Below are 13,842 nucleotides of genomic sequence, written 5' to 3'. Positions count from 1 at the left end.
ATGGAGGATATATTAGAAATTGCAAAGGGAAGAATCTATAGTAAGGACCATACTAATACGAAAAAAATAATATTAATTGGTTCTGGTGGTTCAGGAAAATCTACATTAGCTAAGCAGTTAGGAAATAAACTAAATATTAAGGTGCATCATCTTGATGCATTATTTTGGAAACCGAATTGGGAAGGTGTTCCGAAAGAGGAGCAAAGAATTGTTCAAAATAACTTAATTCAAGATGAGAATTGGATTATTGATGGGAATTATGGCGGAACAATGGATATAAGACTGAATGCAGCTGACACAATTATCTTCCTTGATATTCATAGAACGATTTGTGTTTATCGCGCTTTTAAAAGAATTGTACAATATCGAAATAAAACAAGACCAGATATGGGAGTATCCTAAGACGAAAAGACCTTCAATTTTCAAAAGACTAAATCAATTAAGTCAGGATAAAGAAATTATTATTTTAAAATCTTCAAATGAAGTTAAGCGATTTTTAAAAGAAGTGCAGCAAGTATAAACTTATGCACTCAAAGAGTAAATTTTGTTCCATTTTAAAATGGAGGGGATAACATTGAATGAAATCATTCGATCGATTGATTCTTATATGGTGAAAATTCCAGCAGGAGAAGTAACATTAAGAGATGATCGTATAAAAAAAGAATGGCAAGTTCAAATTAAACCATTTCTTCTTGCAAAGTATGCTGTAACAATGGAAATATATTATGCTATTACAAATAGTACACCAAATAATAATAAAGATAAGCATAAACCAGTTGTAAATATTTCATGGAATGATGCAATCGTTTTTTGTAATTTACTTTCTAAAAAAGCGGGATTAACAGAGTATTATTCTATTAGTGATGACGGCCAAAAAGTTAGTTGTAATTTAGAGTCAAGCGGTTACCGATTACCATCTGAGGCAGAGTGGCAATATACATGTAAAGCAGGTACAACGGGATATACGTATGGGGAACTTCAAAAAATAGCATGGTATAATGAAAATTCAAGTGGACTAATTCATGACGTTGGTAAAAAGGAACCGAATGCATGGGAACTTTACGATATGTTAGGGAACGTTTGGGAATGGTGCTATGATTTGTATGATGAAAAAGTGTACGGATCATACCGAGTTTTTCGTGGCGGTAGTTGGGCTGAAGCAGCTAGAGGTTGCGGTTCTACTTGTCGCCGTCGTAGCCATCCTACATTTCATATAGATGATCTTGGTTTTAGGCTTGCTAGGTCCATTTAGCAGGAAAATGATACAAATAACAAAGAAAGGAGTATGGAGGGTATCCATACTCTAAACAACATAGAAATGATTTAACGTAAGGAGTGTATTTAATGGCTAGAGTTTTATTCATTAACGCTGGATCAGAAGGACATATAAATCCAACATTGAAAGTTTTGGAGGAACTGATTTCCCGCGGTGAAGAGGTCGTTTATTTTTCAATAGAAGCCTTCAGGGAGCGTATTGAGAAGACAGGTGCTACCGTACGAACAATTGATGATCAAAAATTTTTACAAGCTTTTCTTTCCGGTGGCCGAAATTATTTACCAGAAAGAATAAATGGTCTTTTACATACAGCGGAAGTTGTAATACCTAGCGTTCTAGAACAAATAGAAGGTGAACATTTTGATTACATTATTCATGATTCTATGTTTGGCTCGGGCCATTTAATTGCTCAAATTCTAAAGCTTCCAGCAATAAATTCGTGTACATCTTTTGCACAGGACGAGAAATCATTTAAACAAATGTTAGATCATCTTTCGAAAAATATCCCAACGGAAGTTCAGGATAGAATACATAATGATTTTCAATACTTAACAAAAGGAATTGCAAAAAAATATGGTGTTGAAATAAAATCACCGTATGAAGTATTCTGTAATCCAGCACCACTTACTATTGTGTATACAATTAAGAAGTTCCAACCTTTTGGGGATATGTTTGATGAAACATTTAAATTTGTAGGACCATCTATTTCTACACCAATAGTAAAAGATAATTTTGATTTTAATTTAATGAAAGAGAAGAGCCCGATTTATATTTCATTAGGTACTGTTTTTAATGAAGCAATTGATTTTTATAAACTTTGTTTTAAAGCATTCGAAAATAGTGAGCATACAATTGTAATGGCTATTGGGAGTAAAACGCAAATAAGTGATTTGGGGGAGATTCCTAAAAACTTCATTGTGAAAAATTATGTTCTGCAAACTGAATTGCTTACATATACGAAATTATTTATTACACATGGAGGAATGAATAGCACACATGAAGGCTTATATAACGGAGTTCCGCTCATTGTAATTCCGCAAAGTGCGGACCAGCCAGTAATTGCAAAGCAAGTAGCAGATCTTGGAGCGGGAGTTACATTGCAAATGCAAGGATTAACTGCGGATCAACTAAGTGAAAGTGTAGAGTTAGTGTTAAATGATTTATCGCTTAAGGAAGCAGCTTTGAATATGAAGGAATCTTTCCGGAAAACAGGTGGTTATAAGCAAGCAGTTGATGAAATTTTTAAATTTACAGGCCGTTATTAAAACTATACATGTGAAAGGGTGTCTATATTAAATGATATAGACACTTTTATGTTATATGAAGCGAGGAATTGATGAAATGGAAAGAATGAAAATACTAGATGTAAATTTTGCTGACATGACAGCTACACCATTTTTTCAAGTGGAGGCGAAAAATAGAATTAGATTCGATATAGAATTATTTGAGGGTAATTTGAGAGGATTAAGAGGGATTTTGACTGAACTTTTTAAAAGTCCTGATACAATTGATGTTTCATTTATTTCCGGTTACATAACATATGGTAAAAGTAAGAGAATAAATGAGAAAACAAAAATTGGAAGGTTCATGAAGATTAAGAATTGGGCAGAAACGAAAGTAGACGTTGATGATCTTGAAAGTACAATCATATTTACTACGATTAAAGGTGTACATGAAGATGAAGTATATAAGTATTGCAAGTATGTCGTTAATGGTGGTCAGCAAGCGTATATTTCTTTTTATAACGATACTTATTTATTGTATATAAGTACAGACGTTATTGACATTGTTTCACCAGATACAAGTTTAATAGAAAAGTTAAAACTTCAATACAGTGAAGAATATGATAAGTTTTATAAAACTATATTGACGGATTCGGAAATGTTTACAAGTGATAAGTAATTTCAAAGTATTGATAGAAAGATATATGGAAAATGGAGATGGCACGTTGTTTTAAAATAATGTGATCTCAAATTGCCATGCGTTTTAAGTTAACGATGAAGGGTTTCAAGACGACTTGGTGCAATTCATCCATATATATACCTAAAATTTTTCATTACAAGTACTACAATTTCTATTGCTCACTTTTACTTTATAAATTTAGGATGTAGTTTTACGTGTTAGTAGTAATTTCACTATTTCTGCACAACTTCTGCACACATTTAGGTGATTTCTATGTCATGATATATTCCATAAGTGAAATATTTCACAAGAAATGAAATGTTTCTTTACGACGGTGTATGCATATTTACGCATACACGAAATAAGATTGACTCTTGTTATTCTTTTACATCAAAGCCCACATTACACTACGAAGTATAACAAGAAGGGGACAGGAACATGAATAATCGATTTTTAAAACAACTACAAAACTTGAAAATGAACAAAAAAAGTATAGGAGCTGTTGCATTAACAGCTGGAATTATCAGCACGACACTTATTCCTCAAAATGCATACGCGCATGGCTTTGTTGAAAAGCCTGGTAGCCGTTCCGCTTTATGTAGTCCAACTTATGGTGCTCTAAATGTAAACTGCGGAAGTGTTATGTATGAACCACAAAGTTTAGAAGCTCCAAAAGGATTCCCACAAGGTGGCCCAGTTGATGGGCAAATCGCTTCTGCAGGTGGAAAATTTGGCGGTATTTTAGATCAACAAACAGCAAATCGTTGGTTTAAAAATACAATCACTGGTGGGGAAAATACATTTACTTGGAAGTATACAGCACCTCACTTAACAAGCAAATGGCACTACTATATTACAAAAAAAGGATGGAATCCAAATAAAGCACTAACAAGAGCAGACTTTGAGCCAATTGGCACTGTACAACATGATGGTTCTGCAGCTTCAAATAATTTAACTCATAAAATCAATGTACCTACTGACCGTAGTGGATATCATGTGATTTTAGCTGTATGGGATGTAGCTGATACAGCTAATGCGTTCTATAATGTAATTGATGTGAATCTCATCAATAATGTGAAACCAGACACAGAATCGCCAAGTATTCCAAATGGAATTCAGGCGCAAAAAGTAACAGCAAATAGTATAGAACTAACATGGAACGTTTCTACGGATAATGTAGGAGTAAAAGGGTACCAAATCTTCCGTAACGGAGAGATGATTGACACAGTACCAGGCACTTATTTTATTGATAAGAAATTACAACCAAGCACAGAATACACTTATACTGTAAAAGCAATTGACGCAGCTGGCAATGTATCGAAAGAAAGTACAGCGCTTACAGTGAAAACAACAGTTGAAGCTCCTGATACAGAAGCACCAACACAACCAAAAGGATTACATAGCATGGGAACAACAGCGTCAAGTGTGGATCTAATGTGGAGCCCATCTGATGATAACGTTGGAGTAGACTATTACGATATTCATAGAGAAATAGAAGGAACAATGAAAAAAATTGCAACATCCAATACGACTTCTTATATGGATAAAAATTTACTCGCTAATACTACTTATAAATATGCAGTGAAAGCAGTGGATGTAGTTGGAAATGAATCCGTACAAAGTGATACGTTCACAATTACTACAAAAACTGAAAGCGCTTCATATGAAGCGTGGGATGCAAAGAAAGCATATAAAAAGGAAGATAGAGTTTTACACGAGGGAAAAGTGTATGAAGCAGTCCAGAATTATGAAGGACATGGGGATCCAAACTGGATTTTTGCTTTATCCTTATGGAAAACAGTGTAAGCTTTACCTCAAAATGAAATGAAAGATGATGGGCTTTGATGCAAAAAAAGGAAGTTTGAGAGTTAACTTTTCTGCTTATAAAAAAGACGACGTATTCAGCGTCGTCTTTTTGTATTAATCTAGAATATTCATCAAAGAGACTTTCAAACGAATAAGCTACAGAAAGGTTACTATACGAATACATAATGTAGAATCATATAGTAACCTTTCTATTATGATAACACTTTCGTCATAAGAATATGTGGAATTCCATCTTCCATAAATACGTCGGAAGAAGTTTGATAGCCTAATTTTTCATAAAACCCTTCAGCTTGTGTTTGACCGTGTAGTTTAACTTTGTTTGCTTCTTTGTTACGAGCAATCTCTTCTAACTTTTGAATGATTACTTTGCCTAATCCGTATTTGCGATAGTCTTTTAAAATACAAATTCTTTCTAGTTTACCCATTCCGTCAACGAATCGTATACGGCCAGTTCCTACAGGAAGTTCATTATAATAAACTAATATATGTTTGCATGCCTCGCCTATTTGGTCATATGTATCGAATTCATCTTCAAGTGGGACACCTTGTTCTTTTACAAAGACTTCTTTTCGAATGTGAAAGGCAGTTTCTAAATCTGTAAGTTCTGTTATGAGTTTGGATTGCAAATTGTTCAGCCCTTTCTAGTGTGATATGAATGTGTTTTCATAGTATATCATACTGTAATGCTATAAAAGAAAAAACTGACTTGCAAAAGTCAGCCTTTAAAATGCTTAATATTCTTTTATGCCGTTTTTTGTTCCGATGATCGCTTTGCTCGTCATATTGATAAATAATCCTGTTTCAACTACACCGGTAATCATCTTTAACTCTGTATGTGTATCATTTGGATTCAATATTTTGTTTGGAAAAATACAATCAATAATTAAATTGCCGTTATCAGTTATAAATGGTCCGCCATCTTTCATACGTAAACGCGTTTCGCATCCTAAAGATTGAATTCTCTTTTCAGTTTGCTTCCAAGAGAAGGGGGTGATTTCAATAGGAAGTGGAAAGGTACCTAAATGTGAAACGAGTTTGGATTCATCTGCAATAATAATAAGTTCTTTAGAGGAGGTGGCAACAATCTTTTCGCGAAGTAATGCACCACCACCACCTTTTATTAATTGTAAATCATTATTGATTTCATCTGCTCCATCAATTGTGAGATCAAGTATATCAATTTCATTTAAAGAGATTAGCGGAATAGATAATTGTTTTGCTAATACTTCAGTTTCTTTTGATGTCGGTACAGCTTGAATGGATAACCCTTTTTGTACACGGTGACCTAACTTTTGTATCGTCCAATATACGGTTGAACCCGTACCAAGTCCAATCGTCATACCATCTCTTACAAAGCTAGCAGCATATTCGCCTGCAAGCTGTTTTAAATTCATCATTTTACTCCGCCGGGCGTGGTCCAGCATCTAAACCGGAACTTTCAACTGTAAGTATTGGGCGAACAGTAATATCTTTATGTACACGCATTTGGCACGATAATCGTAAGTGGTCTTCAATTCCTTTTTCCGTAATAGCTTGTTTTTCATCATTTGTCGCCTCACAAAAATCACCTGCAATGACTTCAACTCTACAAGTTGTACATCTTGCTTTGCCACCGCAACGATGAAGAATGTGTACACCGTTATCTTCAAGTGCTAATACTAATTTCGTTCCTTCTTTAATATCGAAAGTTCCGGTACCTTCAACTGTTAATTTTGGCAAATTGATTCCTCCTCATGTAAAATGCTATATAACATATTTATGACCCGTATTCATGAACATAAACATAAAATTAATTATAAGCCCCGTAACTTTTTTATTTGTTCAATCGTTTAATAAGTAAGCGCTGAAAAGGAGTGGTTATTTTGTGCACAAAAGTAACTCAGGTTTTAAAGAATCATATCGATATGAATCATTCAAATATAAATTTATTAATTGAACATTATCCAGAGGTAAAAAGATACTGTACGTTTTTGACGAAGAATAAATGGGATGGGGAAGACCTTGCCCAAGAAGCAATTTGCAAAGTTCTTCAAAAGTATAGTGAGAAGGAAATTTGTATAACGCTTCTGTATAAAATTGCTCGAAATCAATGGTTAGATCAAATGAAATCAAAATCCGTTCAAGAAAAGTTAGAACAGCAAAATACATTTGAAGAACCACATGGAAAAATTGCAGATTTGCATGAAATGGTAGGGAAAGTATTGTCTTCGTTAAATGTGCAACAATCCGTAATTTTATTATTGAAGGATGTTTTTCAATATAGTATCGCGGATATTGCAAAGATATGCTCTGTATCAGAAGGGGCAGTGAAAGCATCTTTATTTAGGAGTAGAAATAGGCTGAAAACTGTAAATGAAGAAGGCATTGAAATAGTGGAGTACACGGATGATGTTGAAATCGTTGTAACTTCTATTCGAGAAGAAAGACCTGAATTGTTGACGAAACTTCTCCCAACAATAGATTTCACTAAGTTACCATCAATACAACCAGTGTTATTCTTCAGTATGAAACAATCTTCTTCTTACAGTTGTATGCTTAATGCGGCATAAAACAGATGGAGGGATTTATAATGAGTGTAATTCCTTACGTAATAGAACAAACGAAATTAGGAGAACGCTCCTATGATATATATTCAAGATTATTAAAAGACCGAATTATTATGATTGGTTCAGAAATTAACGATCAAGTTGCAAGCAGTGTAGTAGCACAATTATTGTTTTTAGAAGCGGAAGATGCAGAAAAAGATATATTCCTGTATATCAATAGTCCGGGTGGTTCAACGACAGCGGGATTTGCAATATTAGATACGATGAACCTTATTAAACCAGATGTGCAAACACTTTGTATGGGCTTTGCGGCATCATTCGGTGCGCTTTTACTATTAGCTGGCGCAAAAGGAAAAAGATTTGCGCTCCCTAACAGTGAAATCATGATTCATCAACCGCTCGGCGGTGTAAAAGGGCAAGCGACGGAGATTGAAATTACAGCAAAAAGAATTTTAAAGTTAAAACACGATATAAATAAAATTATCGCAGAGCGAACAGGGCAACCAGTTGGAAAAGTAGCACATGATACAGAAAGAGATTATTTTATGACGGCAGTAGAAGCGAAGGAATATGGAATTGTCGATGCAGTTATTGAGAAAAAATAACGTAAAACAGGCTAGAGAATATACTAAATTCTCTAGCCTGTTTTTGTCATTCTTTATTCTTTTATCCATTCATCAACTAAAGCTTGATTCTTTTTTATCCATTTTCGAGCGGCTTCTTCTGGATCTTTCGTTTTATTTAGCATGACCATTAAAGTACCTAGTTGTTCATCGTTCATTTTCCATTGATCAAAGTATTTCACAATATCCGGATGATCTTTTTCGAAACCTTTACGAACTGAGTAATAAATGTCATCTTTTTCACCATATACTTTCTTAGGGTCTTTTAAATATTTTAAGTCAAATTCTGAAAAGCCCCAATGAGGATTCCAAAGTGTAACAGCGATTGGTTTCTTTTTCGTATATGCCTTCTTTAGTTCGCTCATCATCGCAGCTTCTGAAGATTGGACAAGTTTTAGTTTTATATCATATTCCTTCATTGCTTTATTCGTTAAATTCATTAGGCTACTACCAGGTTCAATCCCAACAATTTTATTATCTAGCTCATCTTTATGTGCATTTAAATCTTCAATACTGTTAACGTTTTTCACATAAGAAGGGACGACTAAACCAAGCCCAGTACCTTCATACCATTTTGATTTTAAGACGAAGTCATCTTTGTAACGGGCATTTAATGGTTTATCTGTAACAGGAAGCCATACTTCTAGATTCGCATCAACATCACCACGTGCGACGCCAGTCCATATCGCAGCTTTTTCTAAATACATGAGTTCAACTTTATAGCCTTTTTCTTCTAATAAAACTTTCCACATATTTGCGGTTGCGATATTTTCTTTCCAACTTGTTACACCAAGTTTAATTTTTCCTTTCGAATTTGCATTTGTTGCATTACAAGAAGTGAAAATCATACTAATAAATAGTAACAGACTTATAATCCATATTTTTTTTCGCATTCAAAACCTCCTGTGAAGCTTTTGCTTTTTATAAATTAATCTATAAGTGAACCTTCTTATTATGAACGGAAACAAGAATTTTTAAAGAAATCTTATATATGTCATTTTTATGTAATATTTCTCTGTAAAATCGCAACACTATGTAAATAGATGGGTAGAAAAGGAGTAGTGACATGGATAATACAAAGGTACGTGTTGAAAATGTAACAAAAGTCTTTGGGAAACATCCGCAACGAGCGCTTACCTTATTAAAAGAAGGAAAAAGCAAATCCGAAATTTTAAAAGAGACAGGAATGAACGTTGGTGTGAAAAAGGCAACGTTTGAAGTATACACCGGAGAAATTTTCGTTATTATGGGTTTATCCGGTAGCGGGAAATCAACGCTAGTTCGAATGCTAAATCAATTAATCAAACCGACAGCGGGGCATATATACATAGATGGTGAAGACATCGCAACGATGGGAAAAGAAGAATTGCGAAGAGTAAGAAGGACGAAAATGAGTATGGTTTTTCAGAAGTTTGCTTTATTTCCACATCGCACGGTAATACAAAATGTTGCGTACGGGTTAGAAATTCAAGGAGTTCCAGTAGAGGAACGAGAAAATAAGGCGTTAGAATCGCTACAGTTAGTAGGACTCGATCATCATAAAGATAATTACCCTAGTCAACTTAGTGGTGGTATGCAGCAGCGTGTTGGAATTGCAAGGGCACTAACGAATAATCCAGATGTATTACTAATGGACGAGTCATTTAGTGCATTAGATCCACTAATTCGAAAAGAAATGCAAGATGAATTGTTAGAGTTACAAGATAAAATGGAAAAAACAATTATTTTTATTACACATGATTTAGATGAAGCTCTTCGAATTGGTGATCGTATCGCATTAATGAAAGATGGAGAAATTGTCCAAATTGGAACACCGGAAGAAATTATGATGAGCCCTGCAAATGAATTTGTAGAGAAATTCGTGGCGGATGTGAATTTAGGAAAAGTAATTACGGCAGAATCTATTTTAAAAAGACCAGAAACGTTATTAATCGATCGTGGGCCGCGTGTAGCTCTGCAAATTATGAGAAATGCAGGTGTTTCTACGGTATATGTTGTGAACAAAAAGTATGAGTTTTTAGGTATTTTAACAGCGGATGATGCAAGTAAAGCAATGAAAAAACAATGGCCAATTGCTGATTTATTACTTAACGATATTCCACACGTTTATCTAGATACATTACTGGAAGAAACGTATGCAAAAATGGCGGAGATGAAATATCCATTACCCGTAATTGATGAAAAGAAAAGGTTGAGAGGAATTATTAAACGTGAAAGTGTCATTCAAGCTCTTGCAGGAAACATCGAAGAAGAGGTGAAAGACGATGAATAATATTCCGCGCATTCCATTAGGCGAATGGGTCGATTCATTTGTTGCAAGTTTATATGAGCACTTTGAAGGCTTGTTCCGAGGATTCTCCTATATTATCGGTGGATTTGTTGATTTACTCACTAATTTTTTAACAATAATACCAGCCATAGTGATGATTATCATCTTATGTTTCCTCATTTGGTACACAACGAGGAAATTATCTTTAGTCATTTTTACGCTCATCGGATTATTATTTATTTTAAATATTAACTACTGGGCACAAACGATGCAAACATTAGCGCTCGTACTTACGTCAGTTATTATTTCAATTATTATCGGAATTCCCATTGGCATTTTAGCATCTCAAAATGAACGTTTCTCAAAATTTTTAAAACCGACATTAGATTTTATGCAAACAATGCCGGCATTCGTCTATCTCATTCCCGCGATAACATTTTTTGGAGTAGGCGTCGTACCAGGCATTATTGCTTCCGTTATTTTTGCTATGCCACCGACAATCAGATTTACAGACTTAGGAATTAGACAAGTTCCAGAAGATTTAATTGAAGCTGCGAATGCATTTGGCTCTACCGCATCACAAAAATTATTTAAAGTACAATTACCGCTCGCAACCGGAACGATCATGGCTGGCGTGAATCAAAGTATTATGCTTTCGTTATCAATGGTTGTAACAGCTTCACTTGTAGGAGCGCCAGGACTTGGCGTCGATGTATATCGCTCTGTAACACAAGTAAATATCGGAATGGGATTTGAAGCTGGACTAGCTATCGTCGTGATTGCGATTATATTAGACCGAATTACGCAAGGTTTTTATACAAAAAGAAAATAATTCAAAAAACACACTTTATACTACAAAGTGTGTTTTTTGAATTCGAATTACATCCGAACAATAACAGAACCTCCAGCTGGTGCACAAACTTGGTTTTGCTGTTGTTCCATTGATTTTATTAATTGATTATTTTCTTCGATTAATGAGATTAATTTAGCTAATTGGCTTTCAAGGCTTGCGATGCGCTGCATCATGTATTGCGAATCATAATGCAGTGTATTCCTTACTGGATGGGGGGAGTAAGCATATTGTTGATTTATATTTGGATTCCAATGAGGATACATTTGAATCGTTCCTCCTTCAATAAATTACTGATCTTTCTTATAGTAAATGCCTATGTATATGTAATGGTGACTTAAAAATTCTTTCAAACGAAGAGGATTATGTAGGGGAATGGAAAAGTAATAAAGTACATTTTTTGGAAATTTTCAAGCGGAATAGCAAATATATTAGTAGACAGCAAAGTTCATGTAAATGGATATTATATGGGGAGAAATTATGAGAGGAGATGCTATTTTGGCTAATAATAAAAAAAGAAATGATGCTATGACAATTGGTGTCGCTATAGGTGTTGTAATCGGTGTAATTCCTGGTGTATTTAATGATAATATAGCAATCGGAATAGCGATTGGGATTGCAGTTGGAATGGGGATTACGCTTTTGAAGAAATAATGAGTTGTAAATTATTTTAATGTGAAAATTCTCATTTCAAGAGATTGAATTTTCGGAATATAAAACCTATTTTTCCTTTTTTTATGATATTATATATGCAAAGGATGGTGATGGATATGCCAATAAACAATCAAGCAGAACAAAACTGCTTCATTTGTGAAAAACATAAAGGGAACATTACAGTTCCAGGTGGAGCTATTTACGAAGATGAACTCATTTACGTTGGACATGTCCATTGGGATGCAGAAGAAACATATCTTGGTTATGTAATGATTGATATAAAGAGACATGTACCTGGTCTCGCTGAATTAACTGAAGATGAGGCAAAGGCATTCGGACTGATAACAAGTAGAGTAAGTAAAGCGCTTAAAGAAAGCGAAGGTGCAGAACATATTTACAGTTTCGTTTCAGGTAATGGTGTACCACATATGCATATGCACATTATACCGCGTTATCCAAATACACCAAAAGAGTTTTGGTCACCGACTGAAGTAGCAAATTGGACTGGTGCACCCTATGGAGATTCAGAGAAAATAAAAAAACTATGCGAAAGAATACGAAAGTATATGGTGAATGAGTATGCATACAACAAATAATACACAATATTCATGGGTTGGAAGTAGAGAAATGTGTTTAGACGAAGTTTCAGTAAAGCAATATGGCGATATTGTACTTGGTAAATACGGCGGAAATATAAGCGCCGGAGCAAAAAAGAATGAAGACGGTGCATTAGTTTGGTCGAATGGTGATTGGGAATTTACCGTTATATTAGACGGACATAATAGTGCAGAAAGTGTTGATTTAGTAGTAAGTACGATTCAAGCAGAATATGAAAATATAAAAGTAATTATGAATGAACTGATTGAAACAGTATCTCGATCTGTTGAAAATTATATACTTACAATTTTTCAATCCTCCTCATTTAAAGAAAAGTGCAAAAGAGTAAAAGGTGAAACAGCTTGCTTAATATGTGTAAGAAAAGAAAATTACATATGGTGGCTATCTATTGGTGATTGCCTAGTTTATGTATTTCATGATGAATTACATAAATTAGGACAATATACATTAAACCAACGTCAATTTTATGAATGGATTGGTAATGTAAACACGTTTGATTTACCCGTTCCATGCTATTCTTCAGGAATTCGTGAACTACGTACTGGAAAGAATCGAATTGTAATGGTGACAGATGGGGTATTAGAATGCGGGGAACGCCGTTATGAAACGCCATTAAACCTATACAGTGATATGAATAAAAATAATATAGAGCTTAAAGAAAATGTTCACAATATTTTAGAACACGTTCATCATCAATTAGGACGAGATAGTGCGACCATTATTAGTTGGGATTATGAAAATGATGCATATGCTACGTATCCGAGTGATCAGCCGGAGAAAATTAAAGTGAAAAAATAAAAAGGAGAGGGTTTTCTGTCAGTTACAAAAATATCCTTATTAATTTTATGGGTGCTATCTTTATTGGTTTTTGAAAGAATAGCGAGAAGACAGTTAAATATACCGAAACAAAAAGGATGGAATAACCAATATGTGAATGATACACATAAATGGGGAAATAGAATTATTATTTCCTCTTATATAGTTGTTATTGCTATAAGCACTTTTCTTCCAAATCGTATATTTATGGGCTATGTACCTCTTTTGTTTTTTATTACGTTATATGGATTTCAATCATATATGGAGTGGAAGTATGATAAGGAATCGCGTGAGTTTTTGATTTCATTATTAGGAGTTGTAGCATTAATAATAACAGGGTTCATACTATATTTCTTCCTTTAATATAGTATAAATTTAAAGGAAGAGGGAGAGAAGAAATGAAAAACCCTTTCTTACGTGCAGAATCGATCATTTTTAATGAAGATCATTCAAGAATACTC

17 protein-coding genes and 1 pseudogene are annotated in these 13,842 nt (G+C 34.3%); 13 read left to right on the top strand and 5 right to left on the bottom strand.

From position 1 onward, the window contains the following. The 5 genes and pseudogenes from MR066_RS01395 to MR066_RS01375 all read left to right on the top strand — a co-directional run bounded on the left by MR066_RS01395 (window position 1) and on the right by MR066_RS01375 (window position 4,984). A pseudogene (locus tag MR066_RS01395) lies at window positions 1-520 on the top strand (DNA topology modulation protein). A 54-nt stretch (window positions 521-574) separates the two neighbouring features. Beyond that, entirely contained in the window at window positions 575-1,252 is a 678-nt protein-coding gene (locus tag MR066_RS01390) for a formylglycine-generating enzyme family protein (protein WP_061690291.1), read from the top strand. A 92-nt stretch (window positions 1,253-1,344) separates the two neighbouring features. Next, window positions 1,345-2,541, top strand: a complete 1,197-nt coding sequence (locus MR066_RS01385) for a macrolide family glycosyltransferase (protein ID WP_242245708.1) — start codon at window positions 1,345-1,347, stop codon at window positions 2,539-2,541. A 76-nt stretch (window positions 2,542-2,617) separates the two neighbouring features. Continuing rightward, window positions 2,618-3,178 (top strand): phosphatase, encoded by a 561-nt coding sequence (locus MR066_RS01380; protein ID WP_242245707.1) that lies wholly within the window; start codon window positions 2,618-2,620, stop codon window positions 3,176-3,178. 438 nt (window positions 3,179-3,616) lie between these two features. Next, window positions 3,617-4,984: a lytic polysaccharide monooxygenase gene (locus MR066_RS01375; RefSeq protein WP_242245706.1), complete on the top strand. Its 1,368-nt coding sequence runs from the start codon at window positions 3,617-3,619 to the stop codon at window positions 4,982-4,984. Between the two features lie 212 nt (window positions 4,985-5,196). Here the strand turns inward: MR066_RS01375 and MR066_RS01370 are convergent, their stop codons facing one another. From MR066_RS01370 to MR066_RS01360, 3 genes are all read right to left on the bottom strand, one after another. After that, window positions 5,197-5,631 (bottom strand): GNAT family N-acetyltransferase, encoded by a 435-nt coding sequence (locus MR066_RS01370; protein ID WP_002189834.1) that lies wholly within the window; start codon window positions 5,629-5,631, stop codon window positions 5,197-5,199. 105 nt (window positions 5,632-5,736) lie between these two features. Beyond that, a complete protein-coding gene (gene rpiA / locus MR066_RS01365; RefSeq protein ID WP_242245705.1) occupies window positions 5,737-6,399 on the bottom strand; it encodes a ribose 5-phosphate isomerase A in 663 nt (220 codons plus the stop codon). Between the two features lie 4 nt (window positions 6,400-6,403). Beyond that, on the bottom strand, window positions 6,404-6,724 hold the full coding sequence (locus MR066_RS01360) for a 2Fe-2S iron-sulfur cluster-binding protein (protein ID WP_002085119.1): 321 nt from the start codon (window positions 6,722-6,724) through the stop codon (window positions 6,404-6,406). A gap of 143 nt (window positions 6,725-6,867) precedes the next feature. Here MR066_RS01360 and MR066_RS01355 point away from each other — a divergent pair, with 143 nt between their 5' ends. Together MR066_RS01355 and clpP are read left to right on the top strand one after the other, a co-directional pair. After that, on the top strand, window positions 6,868-7,554 hold the full coding sequence (locus MR066_RS01355; protein WP_242245704.1) for an RNA polymerase subunit sigma-70: 687 nt from the start codon (window positions 6,868-6,870) through the stop codon (window positions 7,552-7,554). Between the two features lie 20 nt (window positions 7,555-7,574). Next, entirely contained in the window at window positions 7,575-8,156 is a 582-nt protein-coding gene (gene clpP / locus MR066_RS01350; RefSeq protein WP_242245703.1) for an ATP-dependent Clp endopeptidase proteolytic subunit ClpP, read from the top strand. A gap of 53 nt (window positions 8,157-8,209) precedes the next feature. Here the strand turns inward: clpP and MR066_RS01345 are convergent, their stop codons facing one another. Then, window positions 8,210-9,067, bottom strand: coding sequence for a glycine betaine ABC transporter substrate-binding protein (locus tag MR066_RS01345; RefSeq protein ID WP_002085124.1), 858 nt, complete (start codon window positions 9,065-9,067; stop codon window positions 8,210-8,212). A 173-nt stretch (window positions 9,068-9,240) separates the two neighbouring features. Between MR066_RS01345 and MR066_RS01340 the strand changes: the two genes are divergently transcribed. Both MR066_RS01340 and MR066_RS01335 read left to right on the top strand, forming a co-directional pair. Further along, on the top strand, window positions 9,241-10,446 hold the full coding sequence (locus MR066_RS01340; RefSeq protein WP_002013036.1) for a quaternary amine ABC transporter ATP-binding protein: 1,206 nt from the start codon (window positions 9,241-9,243) through the stop codon (window positions 10,444-10,446). Beyond that, a complete protein-coding gene (locus MR066_RS01335; RefSeq protein ID WP_002127727.1) occupies window positions 10,439-11,275 on the top strand; it encodes an ABC transporter permease in 837 nt (278 codons plus the stop codon). Before MR066_RS01340 ends, MR066_RS01335 begins: the two co-directional genes overlap by 8 nt. A gap of 47 nt (window positions 11,276-11,322) precedes the next feature. Here the strand turns inward: MR066_RS01335 and MR066_RS01330 are convergent, their stop codons facing one another. Continuing rightward, window positions 11,323-11,559 (bottom strand): hypothetical protein, encoded by a 237-nt coding sequence (locus MR066_RS01330; protein ID WP_002085127.1) that lies wholly within the window; start codon window positions 11,557-11,559, stop codon window positions 11,323-11,325. A 214-nt stretch (window positions 11,560-11,773) separates the two neighbouring features. Here MR066_RS01330 and MR066_RS01325 point away from each other — a divergent pair, with 214 nt between their 5' ends. From MR066_RS01325 to MR066_RS01310, 4 genes are all read left to right on the top strand, one after another. Further along, complete coding sequence (locus MR066_RS01325; protein WP_002085128.1) at window positions 11,774-11,947, top strand: glycine zipper domain-containing protein; 174 nt, start codon at window positions 11,774-11,776, stop codon at window positions 11,945-11,947. 104 nt (window positions 11,948-12,051) lie between these two features. Continuing rightward, a complete protein-coding gene (locus MR066_RS01320; RefSeq protein WP_242246090.1) occupies window positions 12,052-12,543 on the top strand; it encodes an HIT family protein in 492 nt (163 codons plus the stop codon). After that, window positions 12,527-13,363, top strand: coding sequence for a PP2C family serine/threonine-protein phosphatase (locus tag MR066_RS01315; RefSeq protein ID WP_242245701.1), 837 nt, complete (start codon window positions 12,527-12,529; stop codon window positions 13,361-13,363). The genes MR066_RS01320 and MR066_RS01315 overlap by 17 nt, the downstream gene beginning before the upstream one ends. A gap of 63 nt (window positions 13,364-13,426) precedes the next feature. Next, window positions 13,427-13,744 carry a DUF4181 domain-containing protein gene (locus MR066_RS01310; RefSeq protein ID WP_082180372.1) on the top strand — a complete coding sequence of 106 codons (318 nt, stop codon included), beginning with the start codon at window positions 13,427-13,429 and terminating at the stop codon, window positions 13,742-13,744. Window positions 13,745-13,842 lie beyond the last annotated feature (98 nt).

This window comes from Bacillus cereus group sp. BfR-BA-01523 (assembly GCF_022662615.1).
Classification (GTDB): domain Bacteria; phylum Bacillota; class Bacilli; order Bacillales; family Bacillaceae_G; genus Bacillus_A; species Bacillus_A mycoides.
The sequence above is the reverse complement of the archived record's forward strand: the minus strand, read 5'-3'. Positions and strand labels throughout refer to the sequence as shown.